Origin of the sequence: Pseudomonas sp. F1_0610 (genome assembly GCF_047470865.1) — a bacterium.
In the GTDB taxonomy this organism is placed as follows: Bacteria; Pseudomonadota; Gammaproteobacteria; order Pseudomonadales; family Pseudomonadaceae; genus JAZDRH01.
Map to the genome: position 1 here is coordinate 37,604 of NZ_JAZDRH010000007.1, position 24,692 is coordinate 62,295.

Below are 24,692 nucleotides of genomic sequence, written 5' to 3' on the forward strand. Positions count from 1 at the left end.
AAAAACCGGCAAGATTTACCAAGAAAAAAACGTAACCTTCCTAAACGCCCATGAAACAAAAACAAAGGAACTTTATCATACTCATGATTAGTATTCATTTCTGAACTGGGTAACTCAGTTTTTGGAGTAGCATATGCTGAATAACTAGCGGCTGTATCCATAGGTTTTACAACACTATTTTCTATACGAACAGCTATACCAGCTTGAGTTAATGTTTTTACATAAGTATCAGCCTGTGTAACGGCTAGTTCTTTTTTATAACAGCACCTTCCATAGATAAAAGCTGTTCAATAGCCGTGCGCTCTTTATTAAATAAACGCATCAAGTTTTCAATAACTTATTCCTTGGTAAAATTGGCGAGAATTTCACCATCAGATATAATATTTACAGTTTTAGCATCCATACTCAGCATCCTTCTCTGATTTCAGTTTTATTCCATAGAGTGGCACAGCTATTATTCACACATTATATATTTTTAAAAGGCTGCTCCAGCTATGACCTTTCCATCAAACAAAAAGTAAAAATGATTGTTATCTGTCAAATAAGCTACCAGTCACGCCCACTAATTAGCATTTCATGATCAGCTTCAATAAAACCATAGCTATGTGCAATAAAAGTAAAATCTTGACTAATAGTTTCACGAGCCACAGTTTCAATTTCACTATCAGCTTCTTCAAAAACATCGCATAAATCATTAATTTCTTCGGTTGAAACTTCAGTAATTAAGTAAAGCTGATCTAAATTTTGTGGTGATTTTTCTTCAATGGTTTGACAGAGCTTTAGAAGAACATCTTTAACTAAATCGACACAATGCTTAGGAAAATATTGGTCATTATACATATCTGTTAAAAATTCATGCGCCAAAATAGCTTTATTCGTAATCGTCATAATCCCTCACTGGTTTTTAAGTGAATTACCAATCTCTATTGCGCACTACACTTTCGATGTCTGCTTCTGTAAAACCGTAACTTTGTGCAATAAAAAGAACATCTGTTGAAATAGCATCACGGGCTACAGTTTCAATTTCGCTATCGGCGTCCTCAAACACCTCTTGTAGCTCATTAATTTCTTCGGTAGCAACATCTGTTAATTGATAAAGTTCTTCCAGTGTTTTAGGCACTTCATCTTCTATGCTTTGGCAAAGTTTAAGAAGTACTTCTTTTACTAAATCCACACAGTTATCTGGAAAATAACCATCGTTGTACATATCTTGAAGAAAGTCGTGATCCAAAATACTTTGATTAAAAATTGCCATTATTTATCTCCATAAAAGTTCTAGCATTATACCCTATTCTTTTGCAGCAAGTATTTAGAACTTGTATTTATACGAAGTTATTACTGTACAAGTACGCTATAAAGATGTAGCTGCCCGTGCCGCCTGGTCGTAAAGCCCAGAAAAGGTGCGTAATAAGCTTGCCGTATGACGAAGCATTTCTGGGTCTGCTTGCATGTTCTTAAATGACTCAATTAGACATTGCTTACGTATTTCTGCGTATTTTTTACAGAGCTCTTTGCCTTTTTCCGTGGTGTTATAGAACATTTCTTTGCCCTGCTTAGTACCTTCTACTAACTCAAGCTTTAAAAGCTTTTTAAGGGCATAGGTGACTGTGTGGGCATCTTCAATATTCAGTAATAGGCAAATATCACCCTGACGTTTGGCGCGGTTTCGGCTAGTAATGTTATGTAGAACTTGAATGTCTATGCTTTTTAGTTCCATTTCACCAGCGGCATTCATACAACGTTCCATCCAGCGATGAAATGCATTTGTAGCTATGACTAAACCAAATTCTAACTCAGACAATTCCTGTGCCTGTTCTGCGAGGTGGGCGGAGGAGACAATGTGCTTTTCTAATATTGTTTGGTTCATGTTCGGCTCATCTTCACATATTTTGTAACCAATCTTAGCACAAGGACTGACACGGATAAGCCTTACACGTTAGTCGCATTTCAACAACAATTTACTGACGTTTTATAAATATTAAGTTAAATTCACCAAATATTTGTATTTATATGGACTAGTTCACATGAATGACTTGCTTTTAAATTGTGATATTGGAGAAAGCTTTGGCGCATGGAAGATGGGACTGGATGCAGAAGTCATGCCGCACATTGACTGCGCCAACATTGCTTGCGGGTTTCATGCTTCTGATCCATTGACTATGCACACTACTGTCGCCTTAGCCATTGCCAACAAGGTACGCATTGGTGCTCATCCTGGATATCCTGATTTGGTAGGTTTTGGGCGTCGTTCTATGACCTGTTCTAACGCCGAAGTAAATGCTTTCATGCTTTACCAAATAGGTGCACTAGAGGGCATTTGCCGTGCACAAGGTACACAAATTACCTATGTAAAGCCTCATGGCGGCTTATATAACGATATGATGCGCCAACCAGAACTACTAAAAACCATTATGCAGGCGGTGAAAAGCTATAACAGCGAGCTGCCATTAATGCTGATGTCAATGAAAGACAATCAGCTTGCTAAAGAGCTAGCTGACCAAGTTGGCATAAAACTACTATTTGAAGTGTTTGCCGACCGCGCCTATGATGCTGAAGGGCGCCTAGTGGCACGCTCTATTCCTGGCGCAGTACATCATGATGCGGATGTCGTATGCCAACAAGCGATTACCTTGGCTAAAGGACAAGCACTCATAGCTAATGACGGTAGTGAGCTATTTTTAGAAGCCGATACACTATGCGTACACGGCGATAATCAAAGTTCTATTGCAGCCGTTCAACGTATCCGTGAAGCCTTAAGCGCATGAGTTACCGTATCGAAATAGTGGCCATTGATAGCTTAATGCTACGTTTCTTTGAGCATATTGATGAACAGAATATGCCTTGGATCAGCGCAGCTACAGCGGCATTACGTCAGGTATTTGCACAAACATTAGTCGACATAGTGCCTTCTTATACCACTGTATTGCTGCAATATGACTTGAATGTACTGAGCGATCAACAAGCTAGACAACTGATTCATCATGCTTTAGAGAACCTAGATATCAGCCAAGCCACGCAAGGTAAAACTCATGAACTTGCTACTTGGTATGACCTTAGCGTTGGCCCTGAACTAACGCTCATTGCACAACGCAGCGGCTTAACAATTTCTCAAGTGATCGAATTACACAGCCAGCGTACTTACCAAGTATTTGCGCTTGGCTTTGCTCCAGGCTTTGCATTTATGGGTCTAGTCGACCCTAAACTAGCCACGCCTCGTCTTGCTACACCACGTAAGAAAGTACCCGCTTGCAGCTTAGGCATTGCTGACCAGCAAACCGCAGTTTATCCACTTCCCTCACCTGGTGGCTGGAATCTCATTGGCCGTATGCCTATCCCTTTATTCGATTACGAACAAGGCAGTAGCCTATTACAGCCTGGAGATAAAGTTCGCTTTATACCTGTAGAGAAAGCTGAATTTATACGCCTAGGCGGCGATGACAGCGCGTTTGAGGTAAGTCCATGAAAAAACTAACTGTTTTACGCAAAGGTTCGTTAGCCAGCATTCAAGATTTTGGTCGCTTTCAGGTACGCCATCTGGGTGTTACCCAAGGTGGTGCTATGGATTGGATTGCCATGTATTGGGCAAACTTTCTATTGGGTAACGCGCTAAATGCGCCTGTCATTGAAGTGATGTTTGGTGGTTTACGTTTACGTGCAGAAGATGATGTATGTCTAGCACTGTGCGGTGCTGATCTCAACGCACAGATAGATGATGTTGCCATTACACCTTGGCAAAGCATTTTCCTTAAGAAAGGACAAGTGCTAAGTTTCAGTCAGCCTAAACATGGATTGCGCGCTTATATTGCAGTACCTAACGGCTTTATTGCTCCTCGTTTAATGGGTAGCGCTGCCACTGTAACCCGTGAACAAATTGGCGGACTACATAATGATGGTAGCGCACTACAAGATGAAGACTGTTTGCAATGGCAAGGCCATAACCCTACGCCCAAACAACTCAACAACCTAGATATTCCCAATTACCAAAGCACAGAGCCTTTTGACGTTATTTTAGGTGCGCAAGTTGAGCTATTTTCTGGTGCGAGTTTATTCGCTGCTTTTAATCAGGAATGGCAAGTAGATACTCGAGCTGACCGTATGGGAGTACGTTTACAAGGGCCTAAACTTAGCTGTGCAACCAGTAACATGATATCTGAGGGCGTTCCTTTAGGGGGTATTCAGGTTCCTAGTGATGGACAACCTATTATTTTAATGAATGACCGCCAAACTATTGGCGGGTACCCACGATTAGGCGCATTAACACCTATTGCTTTAACACGTTTAGCGCAATTAATGCCAGGTGCCAAATTAAAACTAAAAGTCACCACCTTAGAACAAGCACAGCGCCAACAACGCAGACTGCTAAAACAGTGGCAATGACCAATTTCTTATAATTTTTAGGGGTATAACCAATGTCTGAACCTAACGTTTCGACAGCTTCTCGTGCCAAGCTTTCGGTGATGCTGGGTGCTATCTTTATGATGGCAACCTCCTCTATTGGCCCAGCTTTTTTAACCCAAACCTCCAAGTTCACTCAAGAGTTTGCAGCGGCCTTTGCTTTTGCCATTGTAATTTCTATTTTGATTGATATTTTTGCACAAATGAATATTTGGCGAGTTATCAGTGTATCTGGAATGCGCGCTCAAGATATTGCTAACCGCGTTTTCCCTGGCGCTGGAGTACTTCTATCAAGCATTATTGTTTTAGGTGGGCTTGCCTTTAATATTGGTAATGTGGGTGGCGCTGGCCTTGCCTTGCAAGTTATTTTTGGTATTCCTGTAGCTCTAGGCGCTATCATTGCAGGCGTATTAGTCATCATTCTATTTATGCTGCGCAATGCCATGAGTGTTATGGATTTTGTCGTGCAAGTACTAGGCGTACTCATGCTCGTCTTAATTGGCTATGTCATGATTGAATCCAACCCACCCTATAAAGAAGCCTTAGTGCAATCTATTGCGCCTGATGATCCTGGCATCTTAATCTTCGCCATTATTACTTTAGTTGGCGGTACGGTAGGTGGCTATATTCCTTTCTCTGGTGGGCATCGCTTAGTAGAAGCAGGCATTACAGGCATTGAGAACGTCAAACGGGTATCACGTGCTTCTATCACTGGTATTGCTACCATTGGTGTGGTTCGTATTTGTTTATTCTTAGCGACCTTAGGTGTTGTGTCACAAGGTTTTGTATTAGATACCGACAATCCCGCTGCTTCTGTATTTCAACATGCTCTCGGTTTTTGGGGATACAAAGCCTTTGGTGTAGTTCTGCTGGCAGCCGCTGTATCTTCTATTATTGGCTGTGCCTATACCAGTGTGAGCTTTATCCAGTCTTGGCATTCATGGATTAAACATAACCACAAATACCTAGTAATTGCTTTTATTTGTATCTCAACACTCGTTTTTGCATTAGTTGGACGTCCTGTAAAAGTACTGATTATTGCAGGCACCATTAATGCCATTGTTTTACCTGTTGGCTTACTTTGCATATTGCTTGCAGCGCACAATAAGAAAATTGTAGGCGATCAATATAAGCATCCCCTCTGGCTAGATATTACTGGCTACCTAACAGTGGCAGTGTCCTTTGTTGGCTTTTACTTTGCCCTAGAACCTATGATAAATCTATGGCATAGCTAATTAAAGCTACAGTGTGAACAAAAATGCCCACTTACGTGGGCATTTTTATCTTAGTTAATTATCTGTCTTAACCTAGATAAGCTTGTACTTCCACTTCCACGTCAACGTCATAAGCCAATGTTGAATTAGCCACTGTTGAGCGCACAGGTAAATTACCTTCCACATAGCCTGCATAGACTTCATTAAAACCAGCAAAATGCTTCATATCACTTAACCATACGGTTGCTTTCACAACATCGGCTAAACTCGCACCATGCAATGCTAGGGTTTCTTGAATGCGCTGCATCACAGCCTCGGTTTGCTGTTGAATACTGCCTTTAACCACATTACCTTGTGCATCTACAGGTACTTGGCCTGATAAAAACAAAAAGCCCCCTGCTTTTACTGCACGCGAAAAAGGTAGTGGTAATGGGCTCGCAAAGCGTTCAATTTTACTCATAAGGTAATCCTCTCTCATTATTTACGTAAGCGTTTTACGTTAAGTAAATCAGGCTCTACGCCCTCTTTCAGCAACACATCCGCTAAAGGTTGGTTAAGCAGCAAATTAGAGGCCATTAATGACACACCTGCCGCTGATTGAATCCCATAGCCGCCTTGGGCAGCTAGCCAGAAAAAGCTAGGTACTTGATCATCAAAGCCCACAACTAAGTCGCCATCAGCAACAAAAGAGCGCAAACCTGCCCAAACATGATTAGGACGACGAATTTGTAAGCTGGACATAGTTTCTATTGCATAGATGCCCATAGCGACATCAAGCTCTTCTGGTTGTACATCTTGTGCTGGCACTGGGTCAGCATTAGCCGGAGAACCTAACATTTGCCCAGCATCTGGTTTAAAGTAAAAATCATCCGCCAAACCTGCAACCATTGGCCAATGCATAAAATCTGTACCCTCAGCTTCTGGCATAGAGAAGGTAAAGGCTGTACGACGCTTTGGTTGTAAGCCAATGGGCTGTATGCCACTACGCTGGGCAACATGATCTGCCCAAGCCCCTGCTGCATTCACTAAATATTTTGCTTTAAGTGACTGGCCATTGGCTAACTGAATTGTCCACACAGCCTCAGCAAAAGTAGCTTTTTCAAGTTCTGCGTTACAAATTAAGGTGCCACCTTTTTGCTTTAACCCTCGTAAAAAACCTTGGTGAATATTATGTACTTCAAGGTCTTTAGAATCGGCTTCAAGTAATACACCTGAAATTTCTTCAGCCTTTAAGCAAGGTACCAATTCACAAGCTCGTGCTACTGATATTTCCTCTAAACCCTGTACATGGCGATTTTTTTCAATCAAATCTGCTTGATCAGCTTTAGCCACATATAAACAAGGGCGTGGCGTCATTAAAGGCGCCTCACCAAACACAGCAGGTGGATGACTATAAAAATCACGCCCTGCTCGGGTTAGGGCGCGAATTTGTGGCGTGCCATAGGCTTCCATAAACATTGCTGCTGAACGTCCTGTAGAGTGATAGCCTGGCTGTTCCTCACGCTCCAGCACAGTAACACTGGCATACTCAGCTAGATGATAGGCAACCGAAGCACCTGCAATACCACCACCGACTACAACATAGTCGACTACTACATTATCTACCATTTCAGCTCCTCAGCTTATGTTATGTTGGCCTCTAATAGACTGCTTTAGGTTGCAAAGCAAGGCTTTAAAATCAACCCATAAATACTAAGCAGAGAGGTCAATTAATGCTAGCTAATTCATTATTTTTTATCATTTAGATAACACCTTGGTTCGCAATATTGACTCAAGAGTCAAGTTTAGCTATTGATATGAGTACGAGGTTTAAGTAACCCAAAGCTTTAGAGTAACACTGAAAAACTAAAATAGAGGCGCTGTCACATATAACCGTATTATTTGCAATGCTATGCCCACAAGCTCAGCAACTGAAATAAGGTAGGACTCATATGTTTAAGACTCATGGTGGTGACAATAAAGGCAAAGTATTTTCTTGTTTACTGGAAAATGACAACCTAATCCTCAAACGTGTTGATGAACAACAAATAGCTAAAACCCTTACTTTCGGTGTTCGTGAAGTCATGGAAATACTCTCATGGCTTCATGGCAAATTTGGTAGTGACTGGTTTGCTTTAGGCTCAAAAGTAGACGAACTTGATACGGATGATGGTAAAAGTGGCTTGGCTATCGCCATTTTACAAGTTTATCCAGGCGACAAACTACATGCTGCTGGAGCCCTTTACTTAGGGGTTATTCTAGAAAAGGCTGGGATTGTTGAATGGAATCAAAAAAATCGTGGCATACAATGGCGAATAGTCAAAGAAATCCATAAGCCAAATGAGTTAAAATCACTTATACAAGCACTTATTAATGGGAATCTCTCCCGCCACTAAAGGATGTTATTTATGACAGTTTTCCTCATTATTCTTGTTGTTATCGCTGTTTTTGGCTTTATGGTCTACAACAACGTTGTTGCCAAACGTGAAGCAGTGATTTCTAGTGAGAGTATGATTTCAGTGCAACTTGACCGCCGCGGTAAAGTATTTGATAGCTTAATTAATGTCGTGAAAAAATACATGGAACATGAAAATAGTATTTTTACGCGCATTGCTGAGTTACGCGCACAAACAATGAATAGTAATGCAAGTCAAAGCCGTGAAGCCCAAGATGAACTCAGTAAGATCGTTAATGACGGCTCTATCAAAATTGCTTTAGAAAACTATCCAGAACTGCGTTCAAACGAAAACGTACAGCAACTGCAAGAAGAAATTGTTTCTACAGAGAACAAATTAGCCTTTGCTAAATCAGGCTATAACAACACCTTAGAAACCTACAAAGCTTACATTGCTTCGTTTCCTGCTGTGTTCGTTGTTAAGTTTTTTCCGCAGTTAGTCATTGATAAAGATTACTGGCGTTTAGATGAAGCCCGTATTGCTAAAGAAGAAGAGCGCCGTGTTGAGCTTTAAGCTCAACACCCGCTGCTGAATAGGGAATTTCATGGACTTTCGCGCAATTATTAAAAAAAATAACCAGCGTACTAAATTGGTTATTGCAACTTATATTTTTATCATGTTGATTGTTGGCTTGCTAGGCGATGTGGCTTTATTTGCACACCCTAAACTAAGCCTACTGCAAAACATGCAAAAATTTGCCACTTTTCAATTTATACCATACGTCACTATGGTCGTTATGGGCTGCACTATTATTGGTATTTTTATTATCAGTAAATTTGGCCATAAAATGATGCTCTCGGGTGTCAATGCGCAGTTACTCACAGAAGAAACAGCCCGTACTAGTGTAGAACGTCAATTACTTAATATTGTTGAAGAGTTATCTCTTAGCGCCTCATTAGGCTACATTCCAAAGCTCTATATTATGCACAACGATGCCCCTAATGCCTTTGCTGCAGGGTGGAATAAAAATAATGCTATTTTAGGGGTAACTGCTGGCTTGCTGCGTATTCTTAATCGTCAAGAATTACAGGCTGTTATGGCTCATGAAGTGGGTCATATTATTCATAACGATTCAAAACTTACGCTCTATGTCGGGATTTTGGCGAACGTTATATTAACCTTCACTAATATTTTTGCACGTATTGCATTTTATATGGGACGCGGTAATAGCAATAATAAAGCTGCACAAAATGCGCGCATTATTTTGTTAGTACTAAACTTTGTACTACCTATTATCACCCAAGTTTTATACTTTTATTTATCTCGTACCCGTGAATACATGGCCGATGCAGCTGCGGTTAAACTAACAGGCGAAAACCAAGCCATGATTGATGCGTTAAAGAAAATTTCTGGTGATCATCAAACAAATGAGTATGAATCAGAAAGTAAGTCAACAGGCGAGTCTTACCGTAGTGCTGCCTATATTTTCAATAAAGGTGATTCGATTTTCTCAACTCACCCTACCATTGAAAATAGAATTAATAATTTATTAGGCTACCAAAACTTCAACAAATAACAATGTTTTAGTAACACACACGACCTATAAGCTTTCATTTTATAGGTCGTGTGTGTTACTAATTTATAAAAGCTACTTACAGCCAACGTCTGACATTATTACGATAAACTTCATACTGCTCTGGAAATAATTGTTCTAACATACGTTCTTCAGGTTTAATTTGAAACTGGGTGATATAAAAAATAAAAAACGCCCAGCCTATAAGGGTAAAGGGTGATGAAAGCAGTACTGCCCATGCCAATAGAATTAAGGCTAAAGCTAAATACATTGGATTTCGTGAAAAACGGTAAACGCCCGTCATTACTAAACGGCTAGAGCGTTCTAAATTCAGCGGATTTGCGGTGGTTTGTGCACGTTTAAATTGAGCTAAGGCTAACCAGCCTATCGTCATCGACAACATGAGCAAAATAACCACAATAATTAAGCGTAGCCGCATAGGCAAACGCCAATGCCACATACCATAAGAAAGCACCCACATCATGATAGCGCTAAATAGCATCACAATAGGTGGCGGAATGCGGTTATAGAGAAAGCCCATAAAAGTCCTTATTTAACGAAAACGCGCGGGTGATAATTGTTCAGGCTGTACACCTTGCCTAACTAAAACCTCAGGCAGAGCCTGCTTAGTGAGCAGCGTATAGGCTAATAGCGAAACCCCTGCTGAGGACTGAATACCATAGCCGCCCTGCGCAGCCAACCAAAAAAAGGCAGGTTGTTGTGGCTCATAGCCTACGACTAAATCGCCATCACGCACAAAGGAGCGTAATCCTGCCCATACATGGTTCGGCCGGCCAATACGCATATCGGTCATTTCTTCAATATGATGTACACCTAAGGCAATATCTAACTCCTCTGGCTGCACATCCTGCGGCTCAACAGGGTCTACATTACAAGGACAACCCAGCAACTGCCCTGCATCTGGCTTAAAGTAAAAGTCATCAGTAATACCGCACACACTCGGCCAATGCGTAAAATCATAAGCAGGTTGCGGGCTAAAGGTAAACGCGGTGCGACGTTTAGGCTGCAAACCAACAGGCTCAATATGGGCAATTTTAGCTAGCTCATCAGCCCAAGCACCTGCGGCATTGACCAGCACTTTACCAAAGATAACCTCATGGTTAGCCAAACTCACTTGCCATAAACCTTCCACATAGTCAGCAGCCACCACATGTGCATTACACTTTAGCTGGCCGCCTTGCTTACGAAGCCCCTTTAAATAGCCTTGGTGTAATACATGCACATCTAAATCCTGTGCATCTTCTTCAAATAAAGCGCCAGCTACCAAGTCTCTATTTAAGCTAGGCACACGCTCAAATACAGTTTCCAAGTCAATATCGGCCAAGCCTTCAATGCTACGGCTTTTTTCTAATGCATCCAACTGATCAGGCTTGGCAACATAGAAACAACCACGTGGTGTCATAATTGGGCTTTCGCAGAAATCTTGTGGCGGATTTTCATAAAAACGTCGGCTGGCACGTGTTAATGCTCGAATTTGCGGCGTACCATAGGCCTCTTGAAACATGGCAGCCGAACGACCTGTTGAGTGATAGCCTGGCTGATCTTCACGCTCAAGCACTATGAGCTTATGCTGCTCTGCCAACCGATAAGCCACTGATGCCCCTGCAATTCCTGCGCCAACAACAATATAGTCATAAATTTGTGGTTCTGAAGTCACGGGGGGTTCCTTAACAATCATGGATAAATAAAAAGAAAAATCTAAACCTCAGCGCCTGTAGCGTCAATCAACTTTCATAATATTCTTAGGTAATACCGCCAAGTGCAGCCATTGCTCACTGGAAAAACCTTGTTTTAAAAAATCAACCAATGCACGTAAAGCAGGTGATAAATGTTCTCTACTTGTATAAATTGCATAAATGCCCAAGCTTGGCAGCTGCCATTGTTCTAGCACGGGCACTAATCTACCTTGTTCAATGAGCGGTACAACTGCATAGACAGGCTGCTGACTAATACCCAAATGCTGCACTGTAGCCTCTAATAACAGATTAGATTCATTCGCCGTTACATTTCCCATGACAGGCACACTACGCCGCTCATTACCTAACTGAAACTGCCATAACTTTTGCCCAAAATAACTATAAGTCAAGCAGTTATGCTGGCTCAGCTGCTCAGGCTGAGTAATTTCAGGATGCTGTGCAAGATAGTCTGGCGTAGCACATAATACAGAGGTGCAATCAGCCAAGCGCAAAGCGACTTGATTCGGCTCTAATTGGTTTGTAATACGTATTGCCAAATCAATTCTATCCTCTACTAAGTTAAGCGTTGAGCTACTGGTTATAAAATCCAGCTTTAGCAAGGGGTATTCTTGAGTAAAGCGTACTAAATAGGGCATTAACCAAGCTTGGGCTAAGGATGAGCTACTGGTAATACGTAGCACGCCTGCAGGTTCAGTCCTACGCTGCCAACCTAGCATTTGCATTTGCTCCGTTACAGCAACCAGTTGCTGGCATTGCATTAGCACGTCCTTCCCTGTTTCCGTCAAACTCAGACGTCGCGTAGTCCGATGCAACAAACGCACCCCTACCCAGGCTTCTAGCGCTTGCAAATAGCGCGATACCATTGCTCGCGACATATTTAGCTTATCGGCCGCAGCCGTTTGGCTTTGCTGGCTAACCACCTCAATAAAAACCTGTGCTGCCGTAATACGATCCATAGCTATTTGCTCGATTTATGCAACAAATAAAACACTAATAAGCGGCTTTTTCATCAAGGTCAAGCCTGTAAACTTGATTTTACTGACTCATTCACAGGTGTTAATAATGAACACATTCAGCAAAGCATTTCTGTTTACCAGCCTTTTTGCTGCCCATTCAAGTTGGGCACAGGAAGCGCGTATTGAAGTATTTAAAGCCGCCGATGATGCCATTTTTCCTGTAACCTCAGAGCTAATTATTGGCCAGCATGAAGTGCTTTTAGTTGATGCTCAGTTTTCTAGTAAAGATGCACAGGCATTAGTCGAAAAAATCCAAGCTACAGGCAAACCCTTAAAACGAATTTTCATTAGCAATGGTGACCCTGATTTCTACTTTGGCCTAGACACTATTACTCAGGCTTATCCGCAAGCTCAAGTACTAGCTACGCCGGCTGTGGTAGCACACATTAAAGCAACCAAAGATCACAAACTCACCACTTGGGCACCTGCTTTGGCTGAATATGCTCCTAAGCGTTTAATAGTACCTACCGCATTAACAGCTAATCAGCTAGAGTTTGAAGGTCAAATCATTGAAATCCTTGGTACTGACAGCCAAACACCAGAACGTAACATATTATGGATGCCTAGTTTAAAAACAGCCTTTGCTGGTATTTTAGTTGAAACAGGTGGGCATGTTTGGCTGGCAGATACCGCCAGTAAGGCTAGCCGTGATACATGGCGCCAGCAATTACAGCAACTTGCCCAGCTAAAGCCTGAGCAAGTGATCCCCAGCCACTTTAATGGTGTACGACCTAATGCAAACGAAGCATTGGACTTTATGCAAAATTATTTACAACACGCTGAAGCAGCTTTAGCTGACCAACCTAAGGCGGCAACCTTCATAGAACGCATGAAACGGCACTATCCACAATTAGGTGGAGTTGAAAGCCTAGAACTTAGTGCCAAAGTGCTAACCGGCGAAATGCAATGGCAGTAAGTTAACGCAAAAAAGGTTCCACCTTTTGCTTGAGCAAGTTAACTAAGGCAGGATCTTGATACTGATAATTGTCTGGAATATGTAACACATGTAGCGGTTTATGCGCTAAAACACGAGCATAAGCCGCTAATAAACGCTGGCGGTGTTTAACTTCCATGACAAAAATATGCTCTGCCCAGCGTAAGTCCTCAAGGCTCACTGGATTTACTGCATCACGGCTAGTACCCGCTGATCGTGTGGCGTAACCTAGGTTACGCCACACATCCTCAGCAGTAGGGCTGCGCCATTTATTACGACTGCAAATAAAAAGCAGCTTCTGTTTCATAGGCATCCCAAGCTTCATTTAAAACACGTTGCGGGCTTTGAATAGGATAAGTAAAACCTAGCTGCTTGCCACGCTTTACTTTATCTGAACGCAAGTACAGCATTTTCCAGTTTTTTTCAGCTTTAAACAAAGCTGCACTGCCCATGCCATTACCTTTATGCAATACATCTTGATAACGGCGCCACGCTAAACTTCGTGAATTCGACATAGTGAATTTCCTTATGTTAATCGGGTTCAGCAGCCGCGATAACACAAGAAACGAGAGTGTATAAAAATGCACAAAATACCGCAACAGCCCCTAAACACGAGCTGTAAAATTGTTAAGTAGTCTGTGATTACAGCAACATAAAGCATTCAATGTGTTAGCATAGCTTGCCTCCAGCGCTACGCCTTATATACCGTTAAGGCATAACTCATGGTTTTTAAATAATGACTCAAAAAGCTCCGGTTACCTCGCTTAGCCTTGGTATTGTCTTTCTATTAGCTGCGCTCAGTGCCTTGATTGCAACAGCTATTGATATGAATCTGCCTGCCTTCCCTGCCATTATTGCTGACTTAAAAGTCACTGATGCACAAATGCAATATACCCTCAGTGTATTTTTAATTGGTATTGGTATTGGACAAGGTTTTTACGGCCCTATTCTTGACCGTTATGGACGACGCATGCCGTTGATTATTGGCACTGTTATTTTCGTTATAGGCTCACTAATTGCAGCAAACACTAAAAGTTTTGAATTGCTATTAGCTGCACGCTTTTTACAAGGTATGGGCGCTGCGGCTGGTGCGGTAGTTCCTCGTGCCATGATTCGTGATACCAGTGACTTAGCAAGCTCAGCGCGTTTACTAGCACTGCTGATGCAAATCACTATTATTGCACCTATTACAGCACCCATCTTAGGCGGGATTCTCTTAAACTTTGGCGATTGGCATATTATTTTCTGGAGTATGGCGCTTGTAGGTATTATTTGCATTGCATTTAGCTTGCCTTATTTACCCGAAACATTACAGCCGGAAAAACGCCTTCCACTCAATCTAAAAAATACGTTCCGCGGCTATGCACGCCAATGCACAAGCCCTGCTTTCATGCTTTTCACGCTCGCCACCTGCTTAAACTTAGGGGCTCTTTTTAGCTATATTGGCAACGCACCTTTGGTATTTATTAAGCACTTTGGCTTTAGTGAGCAAGCATTTTCAATTATTTTTGCAGGTAATGCGTTCATTAGTGTATCGGCCAGTTTACTCAACGTGCGCTTACTCAAACGCTACCAACCTTATCGCATTCTGGTATTAGGTTTAGTTGGTTATATTGTTATTGCTGCTGTCTCAATGGCGCTCTCTTATGCTGATCTTGTTAACCGCTGGAGCTACATGGGATTACTAGCGCTAAATATCTCTATGTTAGGCTTTATTTCCAGTAATTTAGTGGCAATGACCATGTCAAAAGCCGGTGAATATATTGGCATTGCTTCGGCGCTGATGGGTATGCTGCAATTTACTTTGGCGGCTGGAATTAGCTTTATTGTCGGTAAATTTCCACTGAGCATAGCTATCATACCTAGTGCAATGATGGTCTGTGGCCTATTAGCTTTAGTATTTAGTGTGATGGCACAACGTATCGGCCCAAGCAATAGCTAATCTAGTTCTACTTTAAAACAACGAGTTAGGCTTAGTTTCCTAAGCCTATTTCAGTTAAACTTATTCATCTTAATTTAACTATTTTTGATAACACTGTGCGCCGACCATTTAAACCTTTTAGCAAGCTAGGCTTAACAACGCCGGCTAAATTAATGATTCAAGCCTCTGCCCTACTTATTTTTTTACTTGTTCTACTGGTCAAGCCTGATATCCCAGGTTTAAACGAAATTGCGCGCTATCTTGAAATTGACCAAGTGCTTGCGCAAATTAGCCCTTCTAAAACCGCGCCAACACCTGATACACCTAAATCTGAACAAGCAGAAATAAAGATCACTCCAGCTAATCCCAAAGCGCCTAGAAATTTCAATCAAGCCAAATATGCTGCACGTAAAATCTATGCTGAAAAACCTATTGATTTTTACTGCGGCTGTCGCTATTCAGGCAGTGAAATTGATTTGGCTAGTTGCGGTTACAAACCACGTAAACAGCCTAAGCGTGCAGCACGCCTAGAATGGGAACATATTGTCCCAGCCTGGAATATTGGGCATAACCTTCAATGTTGGAAAGATGGCGGGCGCAAGCGCTGCTCCGAAACAGACGCTAGGTTCAGTCTAGCAGAAGCTGATTTGCATAACCTGGTACCTGTGGTAGGCGAAGTAAACGGCGATCGCAGTAACTTCCGTTTTGCCATGTTAGCTCCGCCTAAGCGTGAGCAAGATTGGCAATATGGCAAATGCCGCTTTGTCATTGATTTTCAAGGGCGCAAAGCTATGCCGCCTGACTATACTCGCGGCACTATTGCTCGCGCTTATTTGTATATGAGCCAGCGTTATGGAATTAATTTATCCAGTGCTGACAGTAAGCTTTATAAGGCGTGGCACGGAAAATACCCTGTAACAGAGTGGGAACTTTGGCGTAATCAACAAAACGCTTGTGTACAAGGCAATGGCAACCCTTATGTTTCAGAAGTAGACTTAAGCCTCTGTAATAAAAAGGGCTAGCCATGTCATTAACATTAGGGATTAGCGCCTGTTTAATGGGACAAAAAGTTCGCTACGATGGGCGCGACAAAGCCAGTAGCTACTGCATAGAGCAGTTAAGTCAGCATATTAACTTGCAATCATTTTGTCCTGAAATGGCCATTGGCTTAGGCGTTCCACGCCCACCAATCCAGCTAGAACAAAGGGCTGATGGTATAGCCGTTGTCAGTGTCCATAACCCTAATAACCACGACTTTGCACCCGCACTTCATCAATATGCTCAGCATGTACTAACAACCCACCCCAAGCTTTGCGGCTTTATTTTGATGCAAAAATCCCCTTCTTGTGGACTTTACAGCAGCACAATAAAGCAACTCGATGGCAGTCTAACATTAGGCACTGGTGCTTTTACTCAAGGATTACAGGCGCAGCGCCTTTATTTACCCCTCATAGAAGAACAACAATTAGCCGACAAAACTCAGCTAGCTGCTTTTCTAACAGCGGCCTTTGCGTTACAAGATTGCCAACTGTTACTTCAGCAAACAGCTACAACAGCCCAATGGCAAGCCTTACATGCTAAGTATAAATACCAACTAATGGTCAGTGACAATGCAATTTATAAGCAGCTTGGCAAACAGCTTTCCAAACCTGACTTTTCTGATATAAGCTATGTCAATCAACTTATTAGTGCTTTACAAAAACCTACTACTAGAGGCCAGCACTACAACGGCTTACTGCATATTGCTGGTTATTTTAAAAACTTCTTGACCGCTAGTGAACGTCAAGCAGTACATACGCAGCTACAAGCTTTTCATCAACAACAATGCAGTTTAGCGCAAGCTATTGATCACTTACGCCAACTGCAATTAAGCTATCCGCACCCTTATTTAGCCAAGCAGTTTTATCTGTATATGCCAGAGGTTATTTATAACCTATACCAAGAATGAGGACTCACTCATGCAACTTGTTTGGTTTCGGAATGACTTACGCATTGCTGATAATACCGCTCTTAGCCAAGCGCGCCAGCAAGGTAGCTGCCTAGCTATCTACTTTATCAGCCTACAGCAATGGCAATTACATAAAGATGCGCCAGCTAAAATTGACTTTCAGCTACGCAACCTACAGCTATTACAAGAATCGCTAAGCGCACTAAATATTCCGCTTATAGTGCTTGAAGTAGACAGATGGCATCAGATCCCTGAAAAATTGACTGAATTCTGTTTGCAACTAAAAATTACTCAGGTGCACTGCAACCAAGAAAGCCCATTAAACGAACAAACACGTGATAAAAACTGTGCCGACTCGCTAGCACAACAGGGCATAGCTTTTCACGCTTACCAAGACCACTTGCTGTTTAAGCCTGGCACTCTAGTAACACAAAAAGGTGATTACTTTCAGGTTTTCAGTCAGTTTAAAAAAGCGTGCTTAAAACGCATACAGACGGATTTAGTAGAATCACAAAGGGCTGTCACCCCCCAAGCACCTATTAAGTTACACGGTAAAAACCTCACTAACACGCTAGCACAGCTATCTGTAGCGACGGAAATAGCAGCTAGCTATCCTGCTGGTGAGGCTTATGCTCAACAACAACTCGAACAATTCACCACCAGTGAAATATACAGCTACCACGAGCAACGTGATTTTCCAGCATTACAAGGTACAAGCCGGTTAAGCGCCTATTTAAATAGTGGCGTACTTTCTATTCGCCAGTGCTTACGTAGTGCCTTATTCGCCAACCAAGGTGAGCTATTCAGTGGTGAGCAAGGTGTTTTATGCTGGATTAATGAATTACTCTGGCGCGAGTTTTATCATCACATTTTGCAAGGGCACCCGAAGTTAAGTCGAGGCTACCCCTTCCGTGATAAAACCCAATTTATACAATGGCGGCAAGCGCCCGATGAGCTTGCTGCTTGGCAAACGGGCAATACAGGGTTTCCTCTAGTTGACGCGGCCATGCGTCAACTTAAAGCCACCGGTTGGATGCATAATCGCCTACGTATGGTAACCGCCATGTTTCTAAGTAAAAATTTACTGATCAATTGGCGCGCTGGTGAGCATTGGTTTATGCAGCATTTAGTCGATGGAGAGTTTGCCGCTAACAATGGTGGTTGGCAGTGGTCGGCATCCACTGGCACAGATAGTGTGCCTTACTTTCGCTTATTCAACCCCATCACCCAGTCCCAACGGTTTGATCCTAAAGGAACCTTTATTCGCCATTGGCTTCCTGAGCTAGCTAGTCTAAGCGATAAGTCTATTCACCAGCCTTCCACTACTGAGCGACAGCGGTTAAATTATCCTCAACCTATAGTAGATCTAGCCTTTAGTCGTGAACGTGTTATGCAAGCCTTCAAAGCTATTTAACTAATTTTTTTTGACAAGGCCAGATGTTTTCCAGCACAGCATCTTTGTCTATAAACTTGTGTTTGAACGCCATTAGAATATGCCCTGTAATCATAGCGCCACACAGCCATGTCAGAGCCTACATGCCACCATTTAGCCAGCGTATAACACTCTAGATTAGGTGCCATTAGCATGGGCTAAAAAACTGCTACGGAACGCCAAAACCAACCAGAAAGCGGGAGTAAAACCAAGGCAAACACATAAATAGCCAAATGCCCTAGCTTAGCCGCTCTTTGCATAAATAGGCTAACGGACTGAAGTAGCTCAGGCGCAGCATCTGTTAACCGCCGCAGAATTCGCACAGGTACTAATACTACAAGAGTAATAGCCAATGACTTGTGCCAAATGGTTAACTCATGGTCAGGATTAAGCTAATCACCTGCATATACAGCCAGCAAGCCCAAGCCCCAAACACTTCACCAGATACCAGCAATCAACCAATGCAACCACTTAGCTGTTGCTGTGTAACCTGCAGGCGTTTGCATCCTTTTTCTCCTTAAAAAATACCCGTTTGGTTATAGTTTAAGGCGCTAGTACAAGAAAAATTAGCTAAGCCAAATGAGGTGAGTTAACTCGAGAATGGAACAATTAGTATCCTTCGTCGGCTTCCATGGCCCATAAATAGGCTGCCGCCAAGGCTTTATGTTGAAAATTAGCTAACCACTGTTCTGCTTCTTTGGCACTGATATTATCTTTGCCTTGTAATTTAGCCAGATTGCGCCGCACGGCTAAATCACCATGTAAAGAGCCATCAAAGTATGCAAAACCGCGCATTAATGTGTAATTAACAGTCCATGGCCCAATGCCCTTAATAGCTAACAGCTGCTGCATTAACAAAGAGGGATCTGCCTTAAAATCATTTAATGCTAAACTTAGTCGACCTTGTTGAATTTCATTTACCAGTGCTTGTAACGCTTGATATTTAGCAGAGGACAATCCACAAGCCCGTGCTTGATCTTCACTCAAATGGGCCAACTGTTGCGGATTAGGATAACAATACAAACCATAAGCATGCTGCTGGCCCAGCTGTTGAATAAGCTTACGTCGCATAGCGACTGCTGCGTGTACGCTTACTTGCTGTCCCATAATAGCCCAGGTTACTGCTTCAAAAGGGGTTGCTGCTTGAGCTACAGACAATGCTGATTTTTTTGCAAATAACTTAGCCAAATCAGTATGTGTTTGATAGTTTGCAACAAAAGCTGCAACAGCTTGCTTTAATCCTAAAAAGTGCTCTGCCCATTGCTGCAATGCTTGTTTTGCTGGCAGTGCTTGTTCACTCAAAAAAAGGCAGTTTACCTTATCTGTTTGGTAGCGCACTTCAACCACCATGGCCTGCGCTTGCCACATAAAGCCCTTGGCAAAGCCATTAGGCAAAGATAACTCTGCAACAGCTTGGTTGTCACGTTGATGAAATTGTAAAATTGCCGCTTGGTCATACAACTTAGGCAAGTTAAATATCAATTCTAATTGATGCATACGCCATATTACCTAGCCTATCTGGCCGTATTTTATCGGTTAAGTGTCTAGCATCTATCACAAGCAACTAGCTATGCAGCACTCTGTTTTCAGGGTGTTTTCGTATCACTAATGGCGCCATCTAAGAAAAACTCAGCACTTTTCTTATACCGCCTTATAGCGGCTATCGTGGTGATTGCCTGCGCACACAAGGTCCAAGATTTTATGACAGTATGCTGCCAGCTTCATTGGCTAACAAAATACGTTTTCGATCTTCCCCCCAACCAAAGCCAGCAATGCTGCCGTTGCTGTGTACTGCTCGGTGACAAGGAATCAGTAGCGATATTTTATTAGCGCCACAAGCATTAGCTACCGCCCGGGAAGCCCTAGGGCGGCCTAGTTGCTGGGCAATTTGCTTATAACTACGAGTTTCCCCTGCTGGAATATCAATTAACGCCTGCCACACTTGCTTTTGAAATTCCGTGCCCTGTATATCTAATGGCAGATCGCTATAGACTTGCTCAAGTAAAAAACGCTGTACATCTTTAAGCGCTTTTTTAGGTTTTTTAACATCGCGTTTAAATTCTAAATAAGGACACAAACGCTGTAACTCAATGAGTACTTGCTCTTCATTATCTGCCAGAGCAATAGCACAGATTCCTTGCTCAGTCAGCGCCACCCCAACGACACCTAACGCATTACGAAAGTAGTCATATACTGCTGTTTGCATAAGAAAATCCTTAGAGCATTTACTATCTATTTAAACACAATCTATTCTTTTGAGATTAGCACAGATACCACGCTAAAAGCGCACAACTGCTGCGCCAATTGATTTTTAGCAATAGCTTTTATAGGCACTCAATCAGCCACAAAGTATGGCCTTAGTTATCAACAAAAAACTCCAACTTGGCTATCTGCCCTATTTCATCAAGCATAATTAGCTGGTATTTACCAGAGTCAGTGAATTGATACTTAAAGCTTTCGCCTTCTGCGCTTTGCCCTACACTGACACCATTGAGAAACCACCATTTATTGCCTGCGCCACCTTGCACAGTAAATTCAATGCTTAAGTCTTCATCAATACTTTTCGGGCGCTGCAAATGTGCTTGTTCTGTGACGCCTAAAATAATAGGCGTTTCAGTTAGCTCCGGCTGTAGCGGTGGGCATTTTGGGTCTAGTGCTGGCATACGTGCGCTACGCCGCTCTTTTACTGGCAACCAAGGTTCTAATGCTGAAGGCCAAAGCGTAATTTGCTCTGCACGCGCGCCAGCACAGCTAGCATCTACACGTAAGTTCTGCTGATTCAGCCAAATAGTTTGTGTTAATGGCTGTAGTAAGTTTTGCTGATCCGCTAATAGTGTAGGCGGAACTGTGTTATCCACTGTCCATGCAAAACGCGTGCGCCGGCAATTCGGGTCATCCTTACTGAGCACCTGCCCTTGTGGCCAACAAATAACAGCCACATTGACACCTGCTGGTTTAGGATCACCAATCAACGGCAAGTTAAGCTGCTGATCACGCAGGCTTAACATATCGTGCACCTGCAATAACAAAGGTGTGGCTGATGAGAGCCCAAACTGCCCAGGCACAGGTGTTCCATCAGGCCTACCAATCCAAATACCAATAACGTACCTATCGCTGACACCAATTGCCCAAGCATCACGAAAACCATAGCTAGTGCCTGTTTTCCACGCTAAAGGCTGGCGTTGAATAAGGTTAGCGTTAGGATCAATATCAGGACGCGCCTGCCCCGACATAATACGACGAATAATCCATGCGCTTGAGGCGCTCAAAAGTGGTTTTTCAACTAAAGGATCAGCCACTTTAAAGCGTAACTTGCCTACGTTTCCTTGGCGCCCAAAAGCAGTATAAGCTGAAACCAAATGTTCTAAACGCATGCCAACACCGCCTAGAATCACAGCTAAATTCGGCTCTGCTCCTTGATTAAAATACAGTTGAATTCCTGCTCTGCGTAGTTCTGCGCTAAAGCGTTTGGGTCCATATACACTTAATAGCTGCACCACAGGCACATTAAGTGACATGCCTAAAGCACTGCTCACAGATACAGGCCCTATAAATCCCCGTGAAAAATTAGCAGGCCGATATTCTCCTTGCAAAGGGACATCTTGCAGTAATGACTCTGAATGAATCAGCCCTTCATCTAACGCCAAGCCGTATAAAAATGGTTTTAAAGTCGAACCAGGAGAACGTATAGAACTGACCATATCCACATGCCCAAAACGCTGATCATCCTCAATATTGACTGAACCTAAATAGGCTTGAACAGCAAGGCTTTGATGGTCAACCACTAAAATAGCTGCGGAAGTTTGTTTGGGCAAACGCACACTCCATGCTAACAACATATCTTCTAAGCGGCGCTGTAAATTGGCATCTATTGTGGTGTGAATACGCTCACCTGCACCTTTGATATTCAGACGACGCGCTAACAAAGGTGCTAACTGCGGCTCATTGCGTGGTGCCAGCATAACAATGTCTTCTTTAGCCTCGCGCACGCTGTCAGCACTCCAAACATTAAACTCGGCTAAACGATCAAGCACTTTGTCACGCGCACTTTGCGCTCGCTCAGGATGTCGGTCGGGACGTAAACGGCTAGGAGCTTGTGGTAATACCGCTAATAAAGCGGCTTCAGATGGCGTAAGTTCTTTCGGTGATTTCCCTAAATAAGACCAACTCGCGGCAGCCACACCCTCTAAGGTACCGCCAAAAGGTGCGCGATTAAGGTAAAGCTGCAAAATTTCATCTTTTGAGTAATGCCATTCAAGCTGAATGGTACGCCACGCTTGTTTTATCTTGCCTTTAAAAGTACGTGGATGAGGGTCAAGCAAACGGGCCACCTGCATTGATAAGGTACTGCCGCCTGAGACAATTTGCCCGCCTGTTAAGTTTTGCCAGGTAGCTCTTATTAGCGCAACAGGATTAATTCCAGGATGCTCATAAAACCAACGGTCTTCATAGGTTAGAACCGCATCAATATAGAGTGGCGATACCTCATCTAGCTTAACGCTATAACGCCACACACCATTTTCATCTGCAAAGCGCCACAATGGTGTGCCATCTTCGGCTAGCACCACGCGCGCCATATCATCCTCTGGCATAGGTAGAGGATCTATCCAGTCGGCTAAGAAAAATACGCTAATAAGCACAACACAAGTGACAGCTAGGCGCTTAAGCCATTTTAAAAGTCGTTGCACATTCGTTCTCTGTTGCTAGGTGGAAGGGATAAAAAGACTGAGTGTGGACTATGACCTTAATTACAACAATAAAGTCTATTAAGCTAATAAATATATTTAGCCATGCTTTTGGTTCTCAAGCAGCCTAAGCTTGCCTACAATAGTAGAAATTTGTTTGGAGATGCGCGTTATGTTAATGGTTATTTCGCCTGCAAAAACATTAGATTACACCACTAAAGCTGTAACAGACGAATACAGCCAGCCACAATTTCTTGAGCATTCTCAACAGTTAATTGATCAACTTAAAGCATTAAGCCCACAAGATATTGCCCAGTTAATGAAGCTATCTGACAAACTAGCAGGATTAAATGCTGCACGTTTTGCACAATGGTCGCAACCCTTTACCCCTGAAAACGCCAAGCAAGCAATTTTAGCTTTTAAAGGTGATGTTTATACAGGGCTAGATGCTGAGAGCTTTAGTGCCGCTGATTTTACTTTTGCTCAACAGCATTTGCGTATGCTGTCAGGTTTGTATGGCTTATTGCGTCCACTTGATTTGATGCAACCCTACCGCCTAGAAATGGGCACCAAGTTTGCCAATCACAAAGGAAAAAACCTGTATGAGTTTTGGGGCGAGCAAATTACACAATGGTTAAATCAAGCCTTAGCAGAGCAAGGTGATGATACGCTACTTAACCTAGCTTCAAATGAATATTTCTCAGCAGTAAAAACAGCCCAATTTAAAGGCCGTATTATCGATACTGAATTTAAAGATGAAAAAAATAGGCACTATAAAATCATTAGTTTTTATGCCAAAAAAGCACGTGGATTAATGGCGCGCTATGTTATTCAAAATCAGCTTACGGATATTGAGCAAGTAAAGGCTTTTAACAGCGAAGGCTATTATTTTAGCGAAAAAGACTCCAGCGCCAGCAAGCTGGTCTTTTTACGTGATACTCAGGAGTAACTATGCTACCGCCTGCGTTGTTGCCTGCTGCGATTTTTGCGTTATTGTTTAGATACCCTAAGCAGACAATTATTATTCTGTGTGTCTTGCTAGGTGTATTTATCAGTTTAGCCACGGCCATTGCTTTGCAACAAAATAAAACGGCGCAAGCGCTCAATGAGCTGCTGTTAACTATTGATTATCAGCCTGAACAATGCGGCAAACAAACGCCCTTAGCTGTTACTTTACACAATACACACAAGCACAGCCTAAGCCAGTTAAGCTGGAGTATTGCGGCCTATCGCCCCAACAGCACATTAAATGTTGCCCAACCTGTTCATCCCAACCCTCGTTATTCTGCTGAGCAACTGCTCGCACCTAATGCTCAGTGGACAACCTGTCTTGAAGTGCCACCTCTTCGTGCAGGCTATAGCGCTGTTAGCCTCGTGTTTAAAGCTGAAAACCGCAACGGTAAATTCCTATAGCGATAGTATGAGTAGCACTAGAGCAAACGCTTAGGTAGTATCAAAAGCAAATTAGCCTTGAGCCTGAG

Annotated in this window: 28 protein-coding genes; 14 read left to right on the plus strand and 14 right to left on the minus strand. The window is 42.7% G+C overall.

The window, feature by feature from the left end; translation table 11 throughout:
* Positions 1-546 precede the first annotated feature (546 nt).
* The 3 genes from VQ643_RS05710 to VQ643_RS05720 form a co-directional block, all read right to left on the minus strand.
* Positions 547-888, minus strand: a complete 342-nt coding sequence (locus tag VQ643_RS05710) for a DUF5713 family protein (protein ID WP_414198338.1) — start codon at positions 886-888, stop codon at positions 547-549.
* A gap of 25 nt (positions 889-913) precedes the next feature.
* Positions 914-1,255, minus strand: a complete 342-nt coding sequence (locus VQ643_RS05715) for a DUF5713 family protein (protein ID WP_414198339.1) — start codon at positions 1,253-1,255, stop codon at positions 914-916.
* Positions 1,256-1,351: 96 nt separating this feature from the next.
* Positions 1,352-1,867: a winged helix DNA-binding protein gene (locus VQ643_RS05720; RefSeq protein ID WP_414198340.1), complete on the minus strand. Its 516-nt coding sequence runs from the start codon at positions 1,865-1,867 to the stop codon at positions 1,352-1,354.
* Positions 1,868-2,024: 157 nt separating this feature from the next.
* Between VQ643_RS05720 and VQ643_RS05725 the strand changes: the two genes are divergently transcribed.
* Genes VQ643_RS05725 through VQ643_RS05740 form a run of 4 tightly spaced genes read left to right on the plus strand, consistent with a single transcriptional unit; the run spans position 2,025 to position 5,630 of the window.
* Positions 2,025-2,765, plus strand: coding sequence for a 5-oxoprolinase subunit PxpA (locus VQ643_RS05725; protein ID WP_414198341.1), 741 nt, complete (start codon positions 2,025-2,027; stop codon positions 2,763-2,765).
* Positions 2,762-3,463 (plus strand): 5-oxoprolinase subunit PxpB, encoded by a 702-nt coding sequence (pxpB, locus tag VQ643_RS05730; protein WP_414198342.1) that lies wholly within the window; start codon positions 2,762-2,764, stop codon positions 3,461-3,463. The genes VQ643_RS05725 and pxpB overlap by 4 nt, the downstream gene beginning before the upstream one ends.
* Positions 3,460-4,377, plus strand: coding sequence for a biotin-dependent carboxyltransferase family protein (locus tag VQ643_RS05735; RefSeq protein WP_414198343.1), 918 nt, complete (start codon positions 3,460-3,462; stop codon positions 4,375-4,377). The genes pxpB and VQ643_RS05735 overlap by 4 nt, the downstream gene beginning before the upstream one ends.
* A 32-nt stretch (positions 4,378-4,409) precedes the next feature.
* The gene (locus VQ643_RS05740; RefSeq protein ID WP_414198345.1) at positions 4,410-5,630 is read left to right on the plus strand and encodes an NRAMP family divalent metal transporter; all 1,221 of its coding nucleotides are present in this window, start codon (positions 4,410-4,412) and stop codon (positions 5,628-5,630) included.
* A 67-nt stretch (positions 5,631-5,697) separates the two neighbouring features.
* Here VQ643_RS05740 and VQ643_RS05745 read toward each other — a convergent pair whose 3' ends face one another.
* Positions 5,698-6,069: a RidA family protein gene (locus tag VQ643_RS05745; protein ID WP_414198347.1), complete on the minus strand. Its 372-nt coding sequence runs from the start codon at positions 6,067-6,069 to the stop codon at positions 5,698-5,700.
* A 17-nt stretch (positions 6,070-6,086) separates the two neighbouring features.
* The gene (locus VQ643_RS05750; protein WP_414198349.1) at positions 6,087-7,217 is read right to left on the minus strand and encodes an NAD(P)/FAD-dependent oxidoreductase; all 1,131 of its coding nucleotides are present in this window, start codon (positions 7,215-7,217) and stop codon (positions 6,087-6,089) included.
* 323 nt (positions 7,218-7,540) lie between these two features.
* Here VQ643_RS05750 and VQ643_RS05755 point away from each other — a divergent pair, with 323 nt between their 5' ends.
* Genes VQ643_RS05755 through htpX form a run of 3 tightly spaced genes read left to right on the plus strand, consistent with a single transcriptional unit; the run spans position 7,541 to position 9,560 of the window.
* Complete coding sequence (locus VQ643_RS05755) at positions 7,541-7,984, plus strand: hypothetical protein (protein ID WP_414198350.1); 444 nt, start codon at positions 7,541-7,543, stop codon at positions 7,982-7,984.
* A 12-nt stretch (positions 7,985-7,996) separates the two neighbouring features.
* Positions 7,997-8,557 carry a LemA family protein gene (locus VQ643_RS05760; protein WP_414198353.1) on the plus strand — a complete coding sequence of 187 codons (561 nt, stop codon included), beginning with the start codon at positions 7,997-7,999 and terminating at the stop codon, positions 8,555-8,557.
* A gap of 31 nt (positions 8,558-8,588) precedes the next feature.
* Positions 8,589-9,560 carry a zinc metalloprotease HtpX gene (gene htpX / locus VQ643_RS05765; protein ID WP_414198355.1) on the plus strand — a complete coding sequence of 324 codons (972 nt, stop codon included), beginning with the start codon at positions 8,589-8,591 and terminating at the stop codon, positions 9,558-9,560.
* 76 nt (positions 9,561-9,636) lie between these two features.
* On the opposite strand, the gene VQ643_RS05770 is transcribed toward htpX, so the two are convergent.
* From VQ643_RS05770 to VQ643_RS05780, 3 genes are all read right to left on the minus strand, one after another.
* Positions 9,637-10,098, minus strand: coding sequence for a methyltransferase family protein (locus tag VQ643_RS05770; RefSeq protein WP_414198356.1), 462 nt, complete (start codon positions 10,096-10,098; stop codon positions 9,637-9,639).
* A 12-nt stretch (positions 10,099-10,110) separates the two neighbouring features.
* On the minus strand, positions 10,111-11,235 hold the full coding sequence (locus tag VQ643_RS05775) for an NAD(P)/FAD-dependent oxidoreductase (RefSeq protein ID WP_414198357.1): 1,125 nt from the start codon (positions 11,233-11,235) through the stop codon (positions 10,111-10,113).
* Positions 11,236-11,298: 63 nt separating this feature from the next.
* The gene (locus tag VQ643_RS05780) at positions 11,299-12,231 is read right to left on the minus strand and encodes a LysR family transcriptional regulator (protein ID WP_414198358.1); all 933 of its coding nucleotides are present in this window, start codon (positions 12,229-12,231) and stop codon (positions 11,299-11,301) included.
* Positions 12,232-12,337: 106 nt separating this feature from the next.
* Here VQ643_RS05780 and VQ643_RS05785 point away from each other — a divergent pair, with 106 nt between their 5' ends.
* Entirely contained in the window at positions 12,338-13,207 is an 870-nt protein-coding gene (locus VQ643_RS05785; RefSeq protein WP_414198359.1) for an MBL fold metallo-hydrolase, read from the plus strand.
* A gap of 1 nt (position 13,208) precedes the next feature.
* Here the strand turns inward: VQ643_RS05785 and VQ643_RS05790 are convergent, their stop codons facing one another.
* Together VQ643_RS05790 and VQ643_RS05795 are read right to left on the minus strand one after the other, a co-directional pair.
* The gene (locus VQ643_RS05790) at positions 13,209-13,532 is read right to left on the minus strand and encodes a low molecular weight protein tyrosine phosphatase family protein (protein ID WP_414198360.1); all 324 of its coding nucleotides are present in this window, start codon (positions 13,530-13,532) and stop codon (positions 13,209-13,211) included.
* Entirely contained in the window at positions 13,498-13,740 is a 243-nt protein-coding gene (locus VQ643_RS05795; protein WP_414198362.1) for a hypothetical protein, read from the minus strand. Before VQ643_RS05795 ends, VQ643_RS05790 begins: the two co-directional genes overlap by 35 nt.
* 221 nt (positions 13,741-13,961) lie before the next feature.
* Between VQ643_RS05795 and VQ643_RS05800 the strand changes: the two genes are divergently transcribed.
* The 4 genes from VQ643_RS05800 to phrB all read left to right on the plus strand — a co-directional run bounded on the left by VQ643_RS05800 (position 13,962) and on the right by phrB (position 18,508).
* Positions 13,962-15,167: a multidrug effflux MFS transporter gene (locus VQ643_RS05800; RefSeq protein ID WP_414198364.1), complete on the plus strand. Its 1,206-nt coding sequence runs from the start codon at positions 13,962-13,964 to the stop codon at positions 15,165-15,167.
* A gap of 323 nt (positions 15,168-15,490) precedes the next feature.
* A complete protein-coding gene (locus VQ643_RS05805) occupies positions 15,491-16,168 on the plus strand; it encodes an endonuclease (protein WP_414198481.1) in 678 nt (225 codons plus the stop codon).
* A 2-nt stretch (positions 16,169-16,170) separates the two neighbouring features.
* Positions 16,171-17,094, plus strand: coding sequence for a DUF523 and DUF1722 domain-containing protein (locus tag VQ643_RS05810; RefSeq protein ID WP_414198366.1), 924 nt, complete (start codon positions 16,171-16,173; stop codon positions 17,092-17,094).
* 10 nt (positions 17,095-17,104) lie between these two features.
* Positions 17,105-18,508, plus strand: a complete 1,404-nt coding sequence (gene phrB / locus VQ643_RS05815; RefSeq protein ID WP_414198368.1) for a deoxyribodipyrimidine photo-lyase — start codon at positions 17,105-17,107, stop codon at positions 18,506-18,508.
* 176 nt (positions 18,509-18,684) lie between these two features.
* Here phrB and VQ643_RS05820 read toward each other — a convergent pair whose 3' ends face one another.
* From VQ643_RS05820 to pbpC, 4 genes are all read right to left on the minus strand, one after another.
* Positions 18,685-18,879: a hypothetical protein gene (locus VQ643_RS05820; protein ID WP_414198370.1), complete on the minus strand. Its 195-nt coding sequence runs from the start codon at positions 18,877-18,879 to the stop codon at positions 18,685-18,687.
* Between the two features lie 256 nt (positions 18,880-19,135).
* Positions 19,136-20,023 (minus strand): DNA-3-methyladenine glycosylase family protein, encoded by an 888-nt coding sequence (locus VQ643_RS05825; RefSeq protein WP_414198371.1) that lies wholly within the window; start codon positions 20,021-20,023, stop codon positions 19,136-19,138.
* Between the two features lie 202 nt (positions 20,024-20,225).
* Positions 20,226-20,732 (minus strand): methylated-DNA--[protein]-cysteine S-methyltransferase, encoded by a 507-nt coding sequence (locus VQ643_RS05830; protein ID WP_414198372.1) that lies wholly within the window; start codon positions 20,730-20,732, stop codon positions 20,226-20,228.
* Positions 20,733-20,883: 151 nt separating this feature from the next.
* Positions 20,884-23,214 carry a peptidoglycan glycosyltransferase PbpC gene (gene pbpC / locus VQ643_RS05835; RefSeq protein WP_414198373.1) on the minus strand — a complete coding sequence of 777 codons (2,331 nt, stop codon included), beginning with the start codon at positions 23,212-23,214 and terminating at the stop codon, positions 20,884-20,886.
* Positions 23,215-23,383: 169 nt separating this feature from the next.
* On the opposite strand from pbpC, the gene yaaA reads away from it, so the two are divergent.
* Together yaaA and VQ643_RS05845 are read left to right on the plus strand one after the other, a co-directional pair.
* Complete coding sequence (gene yaaA, locus VQ643_RS05840) at positions 23,384-24,160, plus strand: peroxide stress protein YaaA (protein ID WP_414198374.1); 777 nt, start codon at positions 23,384-23,386, stop codon at positions 24,158-24,160.
* A 2-nt stretch (positions 24,161-24,162) separates the two neighbouring features.
* On the plus strand, positions 24,163-24,624 hold the full coding sequence (locus tag VQ643_RS05845; protein ID WP_414198376.1) for a multidrug transporter: 462 nt from the start codon (positions 24,163-24,165) through the stop codon (positions 24,622-24,624).
* The last annotated feature ends 68 nt before the right edge of the window (positions 24,625-24,692 follow it).

Bases quoted from the DNA above. Each gene is read 5' to 3' on its own strand.
- phrB (WP_414198368.1), top strand. From the start codon at position 17,105: ATGCAACTTGTTTGGTTTCGGAATGACTTACGCATTGCTGATAATACC.
- VQ643_RS05800 (WP_414198364.1), top strand. From the start codon at position 13,962: ATGACTCAAAAAGCTCCGGTTACCTCGCTTAGCCTTGGTATTGTCTTT.
- VQ643_RS05725 (WP_414198341.1), top strand. From the start codon at position 2,025: ATGAATGACTTGCTTTTAAATTGTGATATTGGAGAAAGCTTTGGCGCA.
- VQ643_RS05720 (WP_414198340.1), bottom strand. From the start codon at position 1,867: ATGAACCAAACAATATTAGAAAAGCACATTGTCTCCTCCGCCCACCTC.
- VQ643_RS05790 (WP_414198360.1), bottom strand. From the start codon at position 13,532: ATGAAACAGAAGCTGCTTTTTATTTGCAGTCGTAATAAATGGCGCAGC.
- htpX (WP_414198355.1), top strand. From the start codon at position 8,589: ATGGACTTTCGCGCAATTATTAAAAAAAATAACCAGCGTACTAAATTG.
- VQ643_RS05785 (WP_414198359.1), top strand. From the start codon at position 12,338: ATGAACACATTCAGCAAAGCATTTCTGTTTACCAGCCTTTTTGCTGCC.
- VQ643_RS05825 (WP_414198371.1), bottom strand. From the start codon at position 20,023: ATGCATCAATTAGAATTGATATTTAACTTGCCTAAGTTGTATGACCAA.
- VQ643_RS05760 (WP_414198353.1), top strand. From the start codon at position 7,997: ATGACAGTTTTCCTCATTATTCTTGTTGTTATCGCTGTTTTTGGCTTT.
- VQ643_RS05740 (WP_414198345.1), top strand. From the start codon at position 4,410: ATGTCTGAACCTAACGTTTCGACAGCTTCTCGTGCCAAGCTTTCGGTG.
- VQ643_RS05845 (WP_414198376.1), top strand. From the start codon at position 24,163: ATGCTACCGCCTGCGTTGTTGCCTGCTGCGATTTTTGCGTTATTGTTT.
- VQ643_RS05735 (WP_414198343.1), top strand. From the start codon at position 3,460: ATGAAAAAACTAACTGTTTTACGCAAAGGTTCGTTAGCCAGCATTCAA.
- VQ643_RS05750 (WP_414198349.1), bottom strand. From the start codon at position 7,217: ATGGTAGATAATGTAGTAGTCGACTATGTTGTAGTCGGTGGTGGTATT.
- VQ643_RS05745 (WP_414198347.1), bottom strand. From the start codon at position 6,069: ATGAGTAAAATTGAACGCTTTGCGAGCCCATTACCACTACCTTTTTCG.
- VQ643_RS05715 (WP_414198339.1), bottom strand. From the start codon at position 1,255: ATGGCAATTTTTAATCAAAGTATTTTGGATCACGACTTTCTTCAAGAT.
- VQ643_RS05755 (WP_414198350.1), top strand. From the start codon at position 7,541: ATGTTTAAGACTCATGGTGGTGACAATAAAGGCAAAGTATTTTCTTGT.
- pxpB (WP_414198342.1), top strand. From the start codon at position 2,762: ATGAGTTACCGTATCGAAATAGTGGCCATTGATAGCTTAATGCTACGT.
- VQ643_RS05770 (WP_414198356.1), bottom strand. From the start codon at position 10,098: ATGGGCTTTCTCTATAACCGCATTCCGCCACCTATTGTGATGCTATTT.
- VQ643_RS05810 (WP_414198366.1), top strand. From the start codon at position 16,171: ATGTCATTAACATTAGGGATTAGCGCCTGTTTAATGGGACAAAAAGTT.
- VQ643_RS05795 (WP_414198362.1), bottom strand. From the start codon at position 13,740: ATGTCGAATTCACGAAGTTTAGCGTGGCGCCGTTATCAAGATGTATTG.
- VQ643_RS05710 (WP_414198338.1), bottom strand. From the start codon at position 888: ATGACGATTACGAATAAAGCTATTTTGGCGCATGAATTTTTAACAGAT.
- yaaA (WP_414198374.1), top strand. From the start codon at position 23,384: ATGTTAATGGTTATTTCGCCTGCAAAAACATTAGATTACACCACTAAA.
- VQ643_RS05780 (WP_414198358.1), bottom strand. From the start codon at position 12,231: ATGGATCGTATTACGGCAGCACAGGTTTTTATTGAGGTGGTTAGCCAG.
- VQ643_RS05830 (WP_414198372.1), bottom strand. From the start codon at position 20,732: ATGCAAACAGCAGTATATGACTACTTTCGTAATGCGTTAGGTGTCGTT.